This window comes from Pseudomonas xionganensis, assembly GCF_009763245.1.
GTDB classification, from domain to species: Bacteria; Pseudomonadota; Gammaproteobacteria; order Pseudomonadales; family Pseudomonadaceae; genus Aquipseudomonas; species Aquipseudomonas xionganensis.
Genome location: NZ_WKJZ01000004.1, coordinates 76193 through 92954, shown reverse-complemented (window position 1 = coordinate 92954; position 16762 = coordinate 76193). Strand labels below are relative to the sequence as shown.

Sequence of the window (16762 nt, the reverse complement as noted above, 5' to 3'; positions counted from 1 at the left end):
CTACTGACGCATGCCGCGACCACTGACCAACAGGCGAATGCACACGCCATACAGCAGTGCAGCCGCCAACAGCATAAAGCCGATGGCCACCCCGATACGGATATCGGAGACGCCAAGAATGCCGTAGCGGAAGGCATTGACCATATGCAGGATGGGGTTGCCCATCGACACCGTCTGCCACAGCGGCGGCAACAGGGTGATGGAATAGAACACCCCACCCAGGTAGGTCAGCGGCGTCAGCACGAAGGTCGGAATGATCGAGATGTCATCGAAGCTGCGCGCGAACACCGCATTGATAAAACCGCCCATGGAGAAGATGGTGGCGGTCAGCAACACCACCAGCACCGTCACGCCCAGGTGATGCACCGAGAGCTTGGTGAAGAACAACGACAGCAAGGTCACGATAAAGCCCACCGCCAGCCCGCGCAGCACACCGCCGATGACATAGCCGGTGAGGATGATATGGGGCGATACCGGCGCCACCAGCAGCTCCTCGATATTGCGCTGGAACTTGCTGCCGAAGAAGCTCGACACCACGTTGCCATAGCTGTTGGTGATCACCGACATCATGATCAGCCCCGGCACGATGTACTCCATATAGGTGAAACCACCCATATCACCGATCTGCCGGCCGATCAGGTTGCCGAAGATGATGAAGTACAGAACCATGGTGATGGCCGGCGGCAGCAGGGTCTGCGGCCAGATGCGGGTAAAGCGGCGCACCTCGCGGCGCACGATGGTGCGCAATGCCACCCAGTTGGCCGCCAGCTCGCTGTTCAGATAGGTCGTGTTCATTGCGCCCCCTTGGCCAGGTTCTTTTCCACCAGGGAGACAAACAGCTCCTCCAGGCGGTTGGTCTTGTTACGCAGGCTGAGCACCTCGATCTTCTGCTGCGCCAGCTGGCGGAACAGCTCGGTCACGCCCTGGCTCTTTTCCACCTGCACCTCCAGGGTGTGGTGATCCATCAGCCGCGCCGGGTAACCGGTCAACTGAGGCGCCACCAGCTGCGACTCCTTGAGGTCGAGCAGGAAGGTTTCCACATGCAGCTTCTTCAGCAGGTCTTTCATGCTGGTGTTTTCGACGATGCGGCCGTGATCGATGATGCCGATATTGCGGCACAGCTGCTCGGCCTCTTCCAGGTAGTGGGTGGTGAGGATGATGGTGATGCCCTGCTGGTTGAGCTCGGTGAGAAAGCTCCACATCGAGCGGCGCAGTTCGATATCCACCCCGGCAGTGGGCTCGTCGAGGATCAGCAGGCGCGGCTGATGCACCAGGGCGCGGGCGATCATCAGACGCCGCTTCATGCCGCCGGACAATTCCCGCGACGGTACATCGCGCTTGTCCCACAAGCCCAGCTGGGTCAGGTACTGCTCGGCCCGCTCGCGGGCAATACGCGCCGGGATGCCGTAGTAACCGGCCTGGGTCACGACGATATCGAAGGCCTTCTCGAATTGGTTGAAGTTGAATTCCTGAGGCACCACGCCCAGGCAGCGTTTGAGCGCCGCCGGCTCACGGTCCAGGTCATGGCCGAACACATTGACCGTGCCGCCACTCTTGCGCACCAGGGTGGAAAGAATGCCGATGGTGGTGGACTTGCCGGCGCCATTGGGGCCAAGCAAGGCGAAGAAATCGCCCTCGGCCACATCCAGGTCGATGCCGTGCAGGGCTTGGAATCCGTTGTCGTAGGTTTTGCTCAACTGGCGAATGGACAGAGCGGTACTCATAAAGATGGGCGCACCTGATTGGAAAATGTGAAGCGTCACGCGCACCAGCAAAGACGGCGCGCGGCGATGGCAGTCTAGCGTCTTGCCCGGCCGGGCTGCATAACGGGCAAAAACAGAGTGCGCAGCCTACCAGCGCCAGCGAAAGTTAAAACCCCGGCATCTCGATGGTGCCTATCGAATGCATCAATACAGCGCTCAATGGCGCCACTCTCGCCAGCCCCAGGGCAAACGCCTTCGATTCAGCTAGGGCGCCATCGCCTCACCGGCTTCGCCTCGGAAGTCCCCCATCAGCAGCGGCGCCCCCTCGGCAAACAGATGGGGATAGCAACGCGCCAAATGGCCGAAGAACAGCGACTCGGGCAGATCGGCGAACTGACCATGATCCTGCAGGTACTCCATATAACGCTCGCCCTGCGCGTTATAGGGGTGAAAGACACTGTCATGGATGCCGTCGAACTCCAGCGGCGCCACCTTGAACACCCGGCACAGCGCCGTGTTGAAGGCCGGCGTGGCCTTGACCCAGCGCCCATGCAGGTACAGCTCGGTATAGCCATGCATGGCGAACACCTCACTGCGCAGCAGCTCCAGCAAGCGTGGGGTGGACAGGTGATTGCGCACATCGGCCAGACCGATCCGCGCCGGGATGCCGCAATGGCGGGCGCAGGCGGCCAGCAGATTGGCCTTGGGCACGCAGTAGCTCTCCCCGTCCAGCAGTGCCTGGCTGGCCTTTAGGCTCAGGGGATCGCGGCTAAAAGCGTAGGGGTTGTAGCGAATCTCATCGCGCACGGCCTGGTACAGGCAGATGGCCTGCTGACGTGGATCGCGGCTGCGCCCACGGGCACGCTCGGCGAACTCCACCAGCGCGGGGTGGTCACTATCGATGAAGCGCCCGGGTTCGAGGTATTCACGCATCAGACTTCCTCCATGACTGTGTTTGCAGTCTAAGGGCGTGGAACAGGGCCATGTCACGACGATTCGGCCAAGTTTGGCGCGCTTGCCGCCAGCCATGGCGACTACGCTTAATCGGGGCGCACCCGCACCCTGTCATCACGGAGGATTCACATGCTCGTTATCTGGTTACTCGTTCTGCTTCTTGGCGTGGCCTACCTGGCCCACCGCCGTATGGCCCCCTGGACCGTCCTCGGCGTGACAGCCGGCTACCTGCTGCTGATGGGCAGCTTCAGCCACCCGCCCGTCTGGCTGATGGCCCTGTTCTGGCTGGTCCTGCTGGCCGTGGCCCTGCCCCTGGCCCTGCCGGAACAGCGCCGCCGCCTGTTCAGCGCCCCCTTGTTTGCCTGGTTCAAGCGGGTGCTGCCGCCGATGTCGGCCACCGAGCGCGACGCCATCGAAGCGGGCACCGTGTGGTGGGATGGCGAGCTGTTCAGCGGCCGTCCGGATTGGGACATCCTGCTGGCCTACCCCAAGGCGCAACTCACCGAGGAAGAGCAGGCCTTTATCGACGGCCCCACCGAAGCCCTCTGCGCCATGGTCAGCGACTGGCAGATCGGCCAGCAGATGGACCTGCCCGCCGAGGCCTGGGCGCATATCAAGGAACATGGCTTCTTCGCCCTGATCATTCCCAAGCAGTACGGCGGCAAGGGCTTTTCCGCCTACGCCCATTCCCAGGTGGCGATGAAGCTGGCCACCCGCTCGGGCGACCTGGCCTCCACCGTGATGGTGCCCAACTCCCTCGGCCCGGCCGAACTGCTGCTGCACTACGGCACCGAAGCGCAGCGCGACCACTACCTGCCGCGCCTGGCCCGCGGTGAAGACATCCCCTGCTTCGCCCTTACCGGCCCTCTAGCCGGCTCCGATGCCGGCGCCATGCCGGACACCGGCATCGTCTGCAAGGGCCAGTGGCAAGGCAAGGAAGTGATCGGTCTGCGCCTGAATTGGGAGAAGCGCTATATCACCCTGGGCCCGGTCTCCACCCTGCTCGGCCTGGCCTTCAAGGCTTACGACCCCGAGCACCTGCTGGGCGAAGAAGAAGACCTGGGCATCAGCCTGGCCCTGGTACCCACCGACACCCCGGGAGTGGAAATCGGCCGGCGCCACCTGCCGCTTGGCGCGGCCTTTATGAACGGCCCCAACACCGGCAAGGACGTGTTTATTCCCCTGGATTACCTGATCGGCGGCCAGGAGATGCTCGGCAAGGGCTGGATGATGCTAATGAACTGCCTATCCGTGGGCCGCTCCATCTCCCTGCCGGCAGTCGGCACGGGAGCGGCCAAGTTCACCAGCCTGACCAGTGGCCAGTACAGCCAGATCCGCGAGCAGTTCAACGTACCGCTGGCCGCCTTCGAAGGGATTCAGGAGGCCCTGGCACGTATCGGCGGCAACGCCTGGCTGATGGACAGTGCGCGCATCCTCACCGCCAATGCGGTGGACCTGGGCGAAAAGCCCTCGGTGCTCTCGGCCATTCTCAAATACCACCTCACCGAGCGCGGTCGCGAATGCATCAGCCACGCCATGGACGTGCACGGTGGCAAGGGCATCGTCATGGGCCCCAACAACTACCTGGCCCGTTCCTGGCAGGGTGCGCCGATCTTTATCACCGTGGAGGGGGCCAATATCCTCTCGCGCAACCTGATGATCTTTGGTCAGGGCGCGATTCGCTGCCACCCCTATGTGCTCAAGGAAATGGCCCTGGCCGATCACGAAGACCAGGACCAGGCGCTGCAGGAATTCGATGACCTACTGCTGCAACATATCGGTTTTGCCGTGAGCAACGCCGCCAGCAGCCTGGTCCTCGGCCTCGGCCTGGGCGTCTTCAGCCAGGTGCCGGGAGACCGCATCAGCCGCCCCTATTTCCGCGCCCTTAATCGCCTGGCCGCGGCCTTTGCTCTGCTTGCCGACACCAGCATGATGCTGCTGGGCGGCGAACTGAAACGTCGCGAGCGCCTGTCCGCACGCCTCGGTGATGTGCTCAGCCACCTCTATCTGGCCTCGGCGGCGCTCAAGCGCTACCACGACCTTGGCTACCCGGAATATGCCCAGCCCCTGCTGCGCTGGGCCGTGGAAGAAAGCCTGGGCAAGGCCGTACAGGCCCTGGAAGAGCTGCTCGGCAACTTCCCCAACAAAGCGCTCGGCTGCGCCCTGCGCCTGCTGGTCTTGCCCCTGGGCCGTCGTCATAAAGGCCCCAGCGATGAGCTGGACGCCGCAGTGGCCGGCATTATCGGCCGCAACAGCGGCGACCCGGCGCTGGAGGTACTGCTTGAAGGCTGCTACCGCCCGCAGGGTGAACAGGACCCGGTGGGTGCCCTGCAGCATGCGATCACCCTGCTGGGCGAGGCGCAGCCGCTGCAGAAAAAACTGCAGCAAGCCGTCAGGTCCGGCCAGGTGCAGGCACTGCCTGGGCAAGGCCTGATCGAAGCCGCCCTGGCTGCGAATGTTCTCAGCGCCGATGAGGCCCATAGCCTGCAACAGGCCGAAGCGGCGCGGCGGGTGGTGATCGATGTCGATGACTTCAGCAAGGAGGAATTGAGCCTGGCCGCCGGCAAGGTACGCTAACAGCGCCGCTGGAAAACTACCTGCGTTGGCAATACTGCGTTAAAAACGGCCTCGGGATGCTCATTTACAGCCAGTAAACTCCGCTCCCTCGGCCCTTTTTGCCTTGTCTTGCCTGCCTCGCCTACATTTTTCAACGGTCTGTTAAGCCACAGCATGCAGACAGGACAGCGGGCGACGCGAGCCTTATACTTGCGCGCCCGTTTTACCTACAGGACAGCCCCATGGCCAACGCCCACATCGACCACCACCTCGCCCTGCTCAACCACTTGCGTACCATCCTGGTGGCCCTGGGTGAGGCCGAGCAGATTCTCGATGACAGCCATGCCATGTTTATCGAGCGCTATGACGAACTGCTGGCGGATCTGCCCAATGCCCCTGACAGCAGCCTGTACCTGGGTCAGGACCTGATCAGCCAGATCTTCCAGCGCTACCCGCAGATCGCCCACCTGATCCCCCGTGACCTGCTGTGGTTCTTTGGCGGCGACTGCCTGCACTATATGCCCGACGAAGAAATCGCGATGTACCAGCTGCTCGACGAGCGCCGCTTCCAGGCCGAGGAAGACGGCGAACCCTTCGACTGGAACCAGGAAAAGCAGCTGCTGGCCATGCCCACCCAGGGCGGCACGCACTGATTAGGCGTTACACCGCGAGCATCTGCCGCTGGGCAAAGGCTGCCAGCGCCTGGGCCGTCAGGGGTTCGGCAAACAGATAGCCCTGTCCCTGATCACAGCCCAGCCCTGCCAACAGCGCGCGAGTCGTTTCATCCTCGATGCCTTCGGCGGTGGTCAACAGCTGCAGGCTCTTGGCCATCTGGATAATGGCGGTGACGATGGCCTGATCCTGCGGATTGCCCTGCAGGTTGCGCACAAATGACTGATCGATCTTCAGCTTGTTCACCTGAAAGCGCTGCAGGTAGGCCAGGCTGGAATAGCCGGTGCCGAAATCATCGATGGACAGCCCCACGCCCAAGGCCTTGAGGCGACCCAGCAGGTCGATAAAGGCCTGGGAATCCTGCAGCAGGATCGACTCGGTCAACTCCAGTTCCAGACGTTCGGCCGGCAACCCCGTAGAGCCGAGCACCTTGCGCACCAGGGCCTCCATATCCCCCCGGCGGAACTGCACCGCCGACAGGTTCACCGACACCACGAAAGGCATTAACCCGGCGGCCTGCCAGAGCATGGCCTGGCGGCAGGCCTCCTGCAGCACCCATTCGCCGATCTCGACGATCAGGCCACTCTGCTCGGCCAGAGGAATAAAGCGCTCCGGACCAATCATGCCCTGCAGCGGATGCCGCCAGCGGATCAGTGCCTCAACGGCCAGCAGGCGACCGCTGGCCAGTTCGACAATCGGCTGATAATGCAGCAGCAACTCATTGCGCCTGAGGGCCTGACGCAGATCCAGCTCCAGAGTCAGGCGTTCATGGCTGGCGTCATTGAGCTGGGCATCGAAAAAACAGAAGGCGTTACGCCCCGAGGATTTGGCCTGGTACATGGCTACGTCGGCATGTTTGAGCAGGGTGTCGAAGTCCTCGCCGTCCTCCGGATACAGGGCAATGCCGATCGACAGCGTGCTGACCACCTGCATGCCCTTGAGCACAAAGGGATGAGCCAGTTTCTCCTGCACCTGCCGCGCCACGGCGGAAACCGCCGCCAGGCTGTCGACATCGGCCACCACGATCAGAAACTCATCGCCGCCCAGACGACTGACGCTGTCCATGTCACGCACACTGGCCTGCAGGCGCTGGGCCACGGCCTTGAGCAATTCGTCGCCAGTGCCATGGCCGAGGCTGTCGTTGATGGTCTTGAAGTTGTCCAGATCGAGAAACAACAGCGCCACCCGCTTCTGGTAACGCCGCGCCTGGGCGATGGCCTGCTCCATACGGTCGCGGATCAAGACCCGATTGGGTAAGTTGGTCAGGGCATCGTGCTGGGCCAGGTGGGCAAAGTTGGCCTCGGACTGCTGCACCCGGCGGATCTCACGGCGCAGGCGCAGCAGGGTCTTGCGCAAGTCACTGGCCAACAGCCACACCGCCGCGGCGCACACCAGGAGAATACTGCTGACATTGAACATCCGCCCCAGCCCCAGCGGCAGGGGCTCGAAGCTCTGCAGGCCACTCAGGGCGGCGTAGGTCATCAGGGCCACCGCCAGCAGCATGCTCAGCAGCACCGCAATAAACAGGCGCAACCCGGCCACCATGCCGGTCACAATCAGGATCGCCGGGTAAGCCAACAGGCCGCCGCTGTACAGCCCCTGACTGAACCACAGCGACAGCGTCACCAGCGCCGTCAGCGAGCAGATCACCAGGTTGATCGAAGCCGTCACCGCGCCTCGTCGGTTCAGGTAGCGCCCCAGGGCCACCAGCAGCAAGGCGGCCGCCACCAGGGACGTATTGAGCCAGTGCCCGGCCAGCAGGGACTGTGCGCCGATCAGCAGCAGCACCCCGAACAGCACATTGGCGATCTGCAGCAGACGCCGCGCCTTCAGGCGATGCTCCAGCGGATCGTTCAACTCATCCTGCACTTGTAGGCTTCGATCCTGCGCCATACCCGGTCACTTCCCTGACAAAACAGCTGCAGCGTGAGCCAAGTCTCACTCTGGATGGTTAACGCTAACGAATGCCGGGGACAGCGGCAAGCGTGTCCGCCGTACGGCAGCCAGAGCACCTGCATATATAACCATTCGTCCTCAAAACCCGCGGCGACTTGGACTTATGGTTGGCGCTGCTAAGCTCAAATCAGGCCCGCCCGTCAGGCAGTCAAGGAGGCCGGATGATCCGCTCGATTCTCTATGCAACCGACCTGGGGCTGTACGCGCCTTATGTGCTGCAACACGCATTGGCCCTGACGCGCGCCTTCAATGCCAATCTCTATGTGGTGCATGCCGTGGAGCCCATGGGGCTGTTCGCCGAATCGGTGCTGCAGACCTATCTGGATGAGGAGCGACTCAAGGAGCTGCGTAGAAACGGCCTGAGCACAGTCATGGCCAGTATCGAGCAACGGGTGCTGGAAGGCTTTCGCGATGAAATCGGCGAAACCTGCCAGGACCTGCAGCTGATCCGTGCGGTGCGCGTGGTGCAGGGCGATCCGCCTCTGGTCATTCTCGATGAGGCGCAGCAATTGGGGGTTGATTTGCTGGTACTGGGCAGCCACAGCCATGGCACCGATATGGATATCCCCCTGGGACGCACCGCCTCAAGGCTGGTGCAACTGTCCGAGGTTCCGGTGTATCTGGTGCCGATGTTGCAGCATCGCGGTCGCGCCGAGCCATGAGGAGGAACTGCAAACTTTGATTTTTGATCTAAATTTACTGCTCAACCAATGAAGATGGTTATATAACAACGCCGGTAATCTGAACGGCCGCCTATCTGCTTTGAGGGATTTCTATGAAGCTTCAGCAATTGCGCTACATCTGGGAAGTTGCGCATCACGACCTCAACGTCTCCGCCACCGCACAGAGCCTCTACACCTCGCAGCCGGGCATCAGTAAGCAGATTCGTCTGCTGGAAGACGAGCTGGGCGTGGAAGTCTTCGCCCGCAGCGGCAAGCACCTGACCCGCGTCACCCCGGCCGGCGAGCGCATCATCAATACCGCCGGGGAGATCCTGCGCAAGGTCGAAAGCATCAAGCAGATCGCCCAGGAGTTCTCCAACGAGAAAAAGGGCACCCTGTCCATCGCCACCACCCACACCCAGGCACGCTACGCCCTGCCCCCGGTGATCAGCGCCTTTATCAAGCAGTACCCGGACGTTTCCCTGCACATGCACCAGGGCACCCCCATGCAGATCGCCGAGATGGCAGCCGACGGCACGGTGGATTTCGCCATCGCCACCGAAGGCCTGGAGCTGTTCAACGACCTGATCATGATGCCCTGCTACCGCTGGAACCGCTGCGTGGTGGTGCCCCAGGGCCACCCCCTGACCAAGCTGCCCAAACTCACCCTGGAAGCCCTGGCCGAATACGCCATCGTCACCTATGTGTTCGGCTTTACCGGCCGCTCCAAGCTGGACGAAGCCTTCAACCAGCGCGGTCTGACCCCCAAGGTGGTATTCACCGCCGCCGATGCCGACGTGATCAAGACCTATGTGCGCCTGGGCCTGGGCGTGGGCATCGTGGCCAAGATGGCGGTGGACCCCAGGCTCGACCCGGATCTGGTGGTGCTGGATGCCAGCCAGCTGTTCGAGGCCAGCGTAACCAAGATCGGCTTCCGTCGCGGCACCTTCCTGCGCGGCTTTATGTGCGACTTTATCGAGCAGTTCGCCCCGCACCTGACCCGCGAGGTACTGGCCAAGGCCGTGCAGTGTCATACCAAGATGGAGCTGGAAGAACTGTTTGAAGGCGTGGAACTGCCCGTGCACTGACGGTCCACCACGGCAATCTGAGGGGCGCCATGCGCAACAGCGGCGCACTACTCAAGTGGGTGCGCGCGGCGCACCCTGCAGACCTTGCTTACCTGCGCAATACCCGGACCTTTGACCGTGCCCGACTCAGGCCGCCGCCGTGGGCTGGTCGTCCGGATCGCTGAGCAGATAGGCCTCGAAACCCAGCTGATTGAGCAGGTGCACGGCCAGCTCGCTGCGTATCCCGCCCTCGCTGGTCACGGCATACAGGGTGTCGCGCTCCAGGCTTTCGGCATGGGTGCGCAGATTGGCCACCGGCAGACTGATGCTGCCCAGCTGGTGGCCCAGGCGGTACTCCACCGGCAGGCGCACATCCAGCAGCAGGAACTGGCGCTGGCTGTTCTTGATCATGTCCTTGAGCTGTGCGGTGCTGACCTGGGGAATCAGGCTGGGGTGCACCAATTCGACAAACAGCTCCCGGGGCAGGCGCGCCAGCTCACCGTCTTCAAGCATGGTCACAGTGGCCGAGCGTACCGCCCCGCTGACCAGGGCCTCCTCGCCGAAATAATCGCCAGCCTGCAATTCCTGCAACACCTGCTGCTGATACACCGCCGGCAGGGTCACCGCTGCGCGACCGTGCTTGAGTACATAGAAATGCTCACCCGGCTCGCCATAACGCACCACCGCATCACCGGCCTTGACCTCGACATAGTCGAAGTGAGCCAACAGACGATGCAGATGGGAGGGCGGCAAGCGACCAAACAGGGGGGAGCGCAGCAGCAAGGCGAGCCAGTCATCGTGACCCTGCTCATCTTCCTGCTCCAGGCTGACCACCCCGTAGCTGGCACTCTGGCTCCAGTTCAGCAAACGCTCCAGCAGGCCACGCTCGATGGCGAACAGGGTCACATCGCTGAGTGCCACCACCGTCTGCGCCTGGGGCTGGGCCTCATTGAGGGCATGACAGGCCTCCAGACTGCCGCTCAGCATGGGCTTGCGCGCGCCCTCCTCGCCCACGCCCACCTTGCCTTCAAGCAGGTAATACAGCGCCAGGGATTTCTCCCCGCGCTGAAACAAACGGGTGCCGGCCTTGCGCTGCACATACTGCAGGGCATCCAGTACCTGCTGCTGATAGGTGGGTGAAAGAAAATCGAAAGGGCTGAAGCGCAGCAACAGCTCCAGGGTCAGACGTGGCGTGCTCATGGCAATACCTCTTGCGTAACCGGGTGGCGCGCCGAGCAAGGACTCAGGCATGCGCAACCCACAGTCTTACCCTAGTTGCACAGTGCCATCCTGGGTAGGTCATTTCGTCTGCTGTGCCCACCTGGCCACTATCCATTACACTGCCGGCAGCTCAGAGCCAGTCACGGCCGCACGCAAACGCTGATGAAGACCACAACCCGTAAGGAGCCTGCATGAATCCCTCCACGCTGATCGGCATGCTCGTTGGCATCATGCTGCTCGCTACCGTTCTGCTGTTTTCCACCGAAGATCCGGCCCTGTTTATCAACCTGCCGGGCCTGGGCATCGTGCTGTTCGGCACCATGGCCGCCACCTTTATCAGCTACCCGCTGCGCGAAGTGCTGCGTATCTTCGGCCTGCTCGGCACGGTGCTGCGTAACGAGCGCCTGTATGCGCGCAAGGACATCGAGGAGCTGGTGAGCCTGTCACGCCTGTGGATGGCCGGTGATCTCAAGGCCGTGGAACGCGCCCTGGACAATGTCGCCAACCCCTTCCTGAAAACCGGTGCACAGCTGGTGGTGGACATGACTCCCGAGGAAGACGTGATGGACCTGCTGCAGTGGCGCATCGCCCGCCTGCGCGCCCGCGAGCACGCCGAGGCCCAGCTGTTCCGCGTGATGGCCACCTACGCCCCGGCCTTCGGCATGGTCGGCACCCTGGTCGGCCTGGTCAACCTGATGTTCCTGCTCGGCGACGGCGATATGACCAGCATCGGCCAACAGATGGCCATCGCCCTGATGACCACCTTCTACGGCGTACTGCTGGCCAACCTGCTGTTCAAGCCGGTGGCGGTGAAACTGGAGCGGCGCACCGAAGAGCGGGTGGCGCTGATGAACACCATCATGCAGGGCATTTCCATGATGAACCGCAAGCGCAGCCCGGCCCTGATGCGCGAAACCCTCAACTCGTTCATGGCCCACTACCAGGACGAGATCAACGACGGGCGCAAGGGCAAGCCCGCCGCCCTGCAACGCTGAGGCCCAAGCATGTCCGAGCATCAGGATGCCGACGAGCAGCGCCGCGCCAACCGCCAGCTGGAGCAACAGGTGCAGGTTCTGCAGTTGCAGCTGCAGCGGGCGCAGCGCGCTGGTGACGCCACACAGCACCAGCTGCGCCGTCAGCAGGCCAGCCATGCGGTGTTTGAAAACAGCGAGGAAGATGGCTGGCTGACTGTCTACCTGGACATGCTCACCCTGCTGCTGGTGATGCTGGTGGTGATGCTGGCCTTCGCCGGCAAGGCCGATGACCATGCCCCAGCGGCCAGCAGTCCGCTGCTGAGCGAGCGCCCGGAGCCGCTGCGTTTTATCGAACCGCCCCTGCCCGCCCCGCTCGACAGCCTGCCCGAGGAGGCCGCCAGCGACCCGCTGGCCGGGCTGGATACCAGCGGCCTGGGTCAGGATATCGAAGTCATCGTCAACGAGCAGAGCGTCAGCTTCCGGATCAGCAGCGAGATCATCTTCGCCCCGGCCCAGGCCGAACTGAGCCTGGAGGGCCTGGCCGTGCTGCGCCAGCTGTTGCCGGTGCTGCGCAGCAGCGAACATCGCCTGACCATTGCCGGGCATACCGACAACCGCCCCATCCGCAGCCTGCGCTATCCCTCCAACTGGGAGCTGTCCGGCGCCCGGGCCGGCAGCGTGGTGCGCTACCTGGAGGCCAATGGCATTCCCAGTACGCGCCTGAGCGCCGTCGGCCATGCCGATACCCAGCCCCTGGTCGATAACGACACAGCCGCAGGCCGCGCGCAAAACCGCCGGGTGGAGCTGATCCTGGAGAAGTCTGCGCCCTGATGCGCGACGCGCCGGCGATCATGCACAGCAGATCGCCAGCAAACCGATTGGCAGCCCGGCAAGCGCAGAGCCGCAGACAAGAAAAAGGTTATGTCCCAATAGCCTGTTGCGTTCGCTCAGTTCCACTGAACTTAGGCAGGGCTGGATCCGTAGGGTGCGCCGTGCGCACCGGTATTGCGCGACCAAATGTGGCGCGCACAGCGCACCCTACCTATAGGCAGGCCTGATCCTGCACTTTATGCAACACATGATTGATACAGAGCCAACAAAAAGCCCCCGCAGCACGACACTGCGGGGGCTTTTGATTAATCAGCGCAGCCGATCAATCTTCGCGATAGCGACGCAGCTTGAGCGGCTTGCCACCAACGCGGGTGTCTTTCAGCTTGCCCAGCAGGCGGTCGAGGCCGTCTTCCGGCAGCTCCACCAGGCTGAAGCTTTCACGCACCTGGATACGACCGATGTCATCCCGGGCCAGGCCGCCCTCGTTGAGGATGGCGCCCAGCAGGTTCTTCGCCGCGATGCCGTCGCGGGCACCCAGGGCGGTGCGGCAACGGGCCCGGCCTTCGGCCAGGGGCAGCGGCGCGCGACGTTCACGCGGGCCATCACGCTCGGGACGGTCACTGCGCTCGGGACGATCACCACGCGGACGGGCCGCACCGCTACCAGGCACCAACGGCTGGTCGCGCTCCACTTCGGCCAGGGTCAGGGCCTGACCATTGGTGGCCTTGCGCAGCAGGGCGGCGGCCAGGGCACGGGGGCTGCAGCCGATATCGGCGGTCAGACGGTCGAGCAGATCGCCATGGCTGGCTTCGGCATCGGCCACCAGCGGCGCCAGGCTGTTGGTCAGTTTCTTGATGCGCGCATCCAGCACCTGCTGCGAGTTCGGCAGCTTGACCTCACCGACCTTCTGCCCGGTAACCCGCTCGATCACCTGCAGCATGCGGCGCTCACGCGGCGTCACCAGCAGCAGGGCACGACCGGTACGCCCGGCGCGGCCGGTACGACCGATACGGTGAACGTAGGATTCCGGGTCATAGGGCATGTCCACGTTCATCACGTGGGTGATGCGCGGTACGTCCAGACCCCGGGCGGCCACGTCGGTGGCGATGACGATATCCAGACGGCCATCTTTCAGCGAGTCGATCACCCGCTCACGCTGGTTCTGGGCGATATCGCCGTTCAGGGCGGCAGCCTTGTAGCCCTTGGCTTCCAGAGCGGCGGCCAGGTCCAGGGTGGCCTGCTTGGTGCGCACGAAGCCGATCAGGGCGTCGAAGTCTTCCACTTCGAGCAGACGCAGCACGGCGGCGTGCTTCTGGTCGGCATGCACCATCAGGTGCGCCTGCTCGATGGCCGTGACGGTCTGGGTCTTGGAAGCGATCTTGATATGTTGCGGCTCACGCAGGTGTTTCTCGGCGATGGCGCGAATCGAGTGCGGCAGCGTGGCGGAGAACAGCACGCTCTGACGGCTGGCCGGCATGGCTTCGAAGATCACTTCGAGGTCATCCATAAAGCCCAGTTTGAGCATTTCGTCGGCTTCGTCGAGTACCAGGTACTGGATGGTCGACAGCACTTTCTCGTCGCGACGCAGGTGGTCAACCAGACGGCCCGGGGTGGCGACGATAACTTGCGCGCCCTGACGAATGGCTTTCAGCTGCGGACCCATGGGCGCGCCGCCGTATACGGCCACCACGTTGAGGCCCGGCATCTGCTTGGAATAGGTTTCAAAGGCGGTGGCCACCTGCAGGGCCAGCTCGCGGGTCGGCGCCAGGATCAGGGCCTGGGGCTCGCGCTTGGCCGGGTCGATCTTCGACAGGATCGGCAGGGCGAAGGCGGCGGTCTTGCCGGTGCCAGTCTGGGCCTGGCCGATCATGTCCTGACCGGACAGGATCACGGGAATGGCCTGGGCCTGAATCGGCGACGGTTCTTCGTAACCGACCGCAGTCAGTGCAGCGAGAATATTGGGGTTGAGTCCGAGTGCGGCGAAGCCGCCGGTTTCCTGGGTCATGGGTCTGCCTCTAGTGCATCCGCAAAGACCCATGTTCCAAAGCTGCGCATGCCGTGTAAGACCCGAGAGTCACCCTGGCAGCCATGTCGGCGGGGATTTGCGAAAACGTGGTGATAAATGAATCGTCAAGGATAGTCCGCTGTGCGAACTAACTGCCAAAGTTAACCTTCGGGCGAGTTGTGCTACCTGAACGTGGCCAAGAATTGGCCGGCGCGCACTATACCTGAAAACCTGGCCGATGTGCCCGATTTGGCATAAATAAAGCACAAGCACAGCCAGGCAGCTGCCAGACGGTCATCCTCTGCTAGCCTGCATCTACTCGTTTTTCCGCCAATCTCTCCCGGATTGCACACCTCGAAGGAACCCATACCATGACGCAACACAACAGCGGCCGTGTCAGCCGCGAAAAACGCGGCCGGATCATGCTGATCGGCCTGGAGCGGCCGAGCAAGCGCAACGCCTTCGATATGCCCATGCTCGACGACCTGTGCCGCGCCTATGGCGAGTTCGAGCGTGACAGCGAGGCCCGCGTGGCCCTAGTGTTCGCCCACGGTGAGCACTTTACCGCCGGGCTGGACCTGGCCAATGTGGCGGCCCAGTTTGCCGCCGGCTGGCAGATCCCAGCAGACGGCTGCGACCCCTGGGGCGTGTTTGGCGGGCCACGGGTGAGCAAGCCGGTGATAGTCGCGGCCCAGGGTTACTGTTACACCATCGGCATCGAGCTGATGCTGGCCTCGGATATCAACCTGTGCGCCAGCAATACCCGCTTCGCCCAGATGGAAGTGCAGCGCGGCATCTTCCCCTTCGGCGGCGCCACCTTGCGCATGCATCAGAGCGCCGGCTGGGGCAATGCCATGCGCTGGCTGCTCACCGGCGATGAATTCGATGCCCACGAGGCCTATCGCCTGGGCCTGGTTCAGGAAGTGGTGGCCAGCGAGGAATTGCTGCCCAAGGCACTCTGGCTGGCCGAACGCATCGCCGCCCAGGCGCCGCTCGGTGTGCAGGCGACCCTGGCCTCGGCACGCCAGGCAGTAAGCGAAGGCCAGGCCACCGCAGCCGCCAGCCTGCACCCCACGGTCACCCGCTTGATGGCCAGCGAGGATGCCCAGGAAGGTGTGCGCGCGATGCTGGAACGCCGCCCGGGGGACTTTAAAGGGCGCTGAAGAGCGCGAAGCAGCCCAACCCCGTAGGGTGCGCCGTGCGCACCAGGATCTTATGACCTGCGCTGGTGTGCACGGCGCACCCTACCTATTCGGCACTCAGGTCGCCGGGCGTAGCGCCTGTATCAACGAGCGCAGGGAATAGCCCAGATGCGGCGCCAGCAGGTCATCGCGGCGCTGCAGTTCCTGCAGATCAAGCTGCTGATCGAGATCGGCCGGCACCAGCAGCACCACATTGCCCTCCTTCACCGGGCACTCCCAGTAATGCCGATGGTAGAGGCCGCGCAGCAGCGGCGCGCCAAGGGGTTTGCCGTCGTTGCCGGCCCACTGGTTGATGATCAGCCAGCCACCGGGATTGAGCTGCTTCTGACAGTTTTCCAGAAAGCGCCAGGCCAGATGGCCGGTGGCCGGACCATGGTCGGTATAGAGGTCGACAAACAGCAGGTCGGTCTTCTCCGCACTTTCCAGCAGTTGCAGGGCGTCGCCAATGCGGATGGTCAGGCGCGGGTCATCGGCCAGGCCCATATGCTCCATGGCCAGACGCGGCACGTCGGCGCGCAGCTCGATCACTTCCACATCATCCAGGGGCAGAAACTTCAGGCAGGCCTGGGTCAGATTGCCGGCACCCAGGCCGAGAAACAGCGCGCTTTCCGGCTGTTCGTGGCACAGCGCGCCCAGCAGCATGGCGCGGGTGTAGTCGTACTCCAGCCAGCTGGGGTCGGGCATATAGACGCAGCTCTGCTCGATCGCCTCGCCAAATTCGAGAAAGCGATAAGCCCCCATTTCCACCACCTGAATCAGGCCGAATTCATCCTGTACTTCGGCGATCAAAAGCGGCTCGGGCATCTGTCCCGGCGGCGGTAAACCTGGCATCAAGCAGTCTCCACAGTGACATCCATGACCATCCCGGCCGCAGGAAAGGCGCCAATTGTCATTGAGGCACATGCCCCTGGTCACGCGATAATTTGTCGCAGTCGGGTGCGCCGAATAAATCATGCGCT

General features: G+C 63.1%; 14 protein-coding genes. 7 read left to right on the top strand and 7 right to left on the bottom strand.

Annotation, left to right across the window (positions count from 1 at the left end; translation table 11 throughout):
- From GJV18_RS17475 to GJV18_RS17465, 3 genes are all read right to left on the bottom strand, one after another.
- Positions 1-780: an ABC transporter permease gene (locus GJV18_RS17475; protein ID WP_160347827.1), complete on the bottom strand. Its 780-nt coding sequence runs from the start codon at positions 778-780 to the stop codon at positions 1-3.
- Positions 781-791: 11 nt separating this feature from the next.
- Positions 792-1724, bottom strand: a complete 933-nt coding sequence (locus tag GJV18_RS17470) for an ABC transporter ATP-binding protein (protein ID WP_160347768.1) — start codon at positions 1722-1724, stop codon at positions 792-794.
- A gap of 243 nt (positions 1725-1967) precedes the next feature.
- On the bottom strand, positions 1968-2636 hold the full coding sequence (locus GJV18_RS17465; protein ID WP_160347767.1) for a transglutaminase-like domain-containing protein: 669 nt from the start codon (positions 2634-2636) through the stop codon (positions 1968-1970).
- Between the two features lie 150 nt (positions 2637-2786).
- On the opposite strand from GJV18_RS17465, the gene GJV18_RS17460 reads away from it, so the two are divergent.
- Both GJV18_RS17460 and GJV18_RS17455 read left to right on the top strand, forming a co-directional pair.
- On the top strand, positions 2787-5234 hold the full coding sequence (locus GJV18_RS17460; RefSeq protein WP_160347766.1) for an acyl-CoA dehydrogenase: 2448 nt from the start codon (positions 2787-2789) through the stop codon (positions 5232-5234).
- A gap of 221 nt (positions 5235-5455) precedes the next feature.
- Entirely contained in the window at positions 5456-5866 is a 411-nt protein-coding gene (locus GJV18_RS17455) for a PA2817 family protein (protein WP_160347765.1), read from the top strand.
- 7 nt (positions 5867-5873) lie between these two features.
- On the opposite strand, the gene GJV18_RS17450 is transcribed toward GJV18_RS17455, so the two are convergent.
- A complete protein-coding gene (locus tag GJV18_RS17450; protein ID WP_160347764.1) occupies positions 5874-7778 on the bottom strand; it encodes a putative bifunctional diguanylate cyclase/phosphodiesterase in 1905 nt (634 codons plus the stop codon).
- Positions 7779-8002: 224 nt separating this feature from the next.
- On the opposite strand from GJV18_RS17450, the gene GJV18_RS17445 reads away from it, so the two are divergent.
- A complete protein-coding gene (locus GJV18_RS17445) occupies positions 8003-8503 on the top strand; it encodes a universal stress protein (RefSeq protein WP_160347763.1) in 501 nt (166 codons plus the stop codon).
- A gap of 113 nt (positions 8504-8616) precedes the next feature.
- Positions 8617-9591 (top strand): HTH-type transcriptional regulator CysB, encoded by a 975-nt coding sequence (gene cysB, locus GJV18_RS17440; RefSeq protein ID WP_160347762.1) that lies wholly within the window; start codon positions 8617-8619, stop codon positions 9589-9591.
- Between the two features lie 126 nt (positions 9592-9717).
- Here the strand turns inward: cysB and GJV18_RS17435 are convergent, their stop codons facing one another.
- Positions 9718-10770, bottom strand: coding sequence for a cyclic nucleotide-binding domain-containing protein (locus GJV18_RS17435; protein ID WP_160347761.1), 1053 nt, complete (start codon positions 10768-10770; stop codon positions 9718-9720).
- A 212-nt stretch (positions 10771-10982) separates the two neighbouring features.
- Here GJV18_RS17435 and GJV18_RS17430 point away from each other — a divergent pair, with 212 nt between their 5' ends.
- The gene (locus GJV18_RS17430; protein ID WP_160347760.1) at positions 10983-11786 is read left to right on the top strand and encodes a motility protein A; all 804 of its coding nucleotides are present in this window, start codon (positions 10983-10985) and stop codon (positions 11784-11786) included.
- A gap of 9 nt (positions 11787-11795) precedes the next feature.
- Positions 11796-12596, top strand: a complete 801-nt coding sequence (locus GJV18_RS17425; RefSeq protein ID WP_160347759.1) for an OmpA/MotB family protein — start codon at positions 11796-11798, stop codon at positions 12594-12596.
- Positions 12597-12918: 322 nt separating this feature from the next.
- Here the strand turns inward: GJV18_RS17425 and GJV18_RS17420 are convergent, their stop codons facing one another.
- Positions 12919-14634 carry a DEAD/DEAH box helicase gene (locus tag GJV18_RS17420; protein ID WP_178113470.1) on the bottom strand — a complete coding sequence of 572 codons (1716 nt, stop codon included), beginning with the start codon at positions 14632-14634 and terminating at the stop codon, positions 12919-12921.
- A 338-nt stretch (positions 14635-14972) separates the two neighbouring features.
- Between GJV18_RS17420 and GJV18_RS17415 the strand changes: the two genes are divergently transcribed.
- Positions 14973-15764 carry a crotonase/enoyl-CoA hydratase family protein gene (locus tag GJV18_RS17415; RefSeq protein ID WP_160347757.1) on the top strand — a complete coding sequence of 264 codons (792 nt, stop codon included), beginning with the start codon at positions 14973-14975 and terminating at the stop codon, positions 15762-15764.
- A 96-nt stretch (positions 15765-15860) separates the two neighbouring features.
- Here GJV18_RS17415 and GJV18_RS17410 read toward each other — a convergent pair whose 3' ends face one another.
- On the bottom strand, positions 15861-16634 hold the full coding sequence (locus GJV18_RS17410) for a spermidine synthase (protein WP_160347756.1): 774 nt from the start codon (positions 16632-16634) through the stop codon (positions 15861-15863).
- Positions 16635-16762 lie beyond the last annotated feature (128 nt).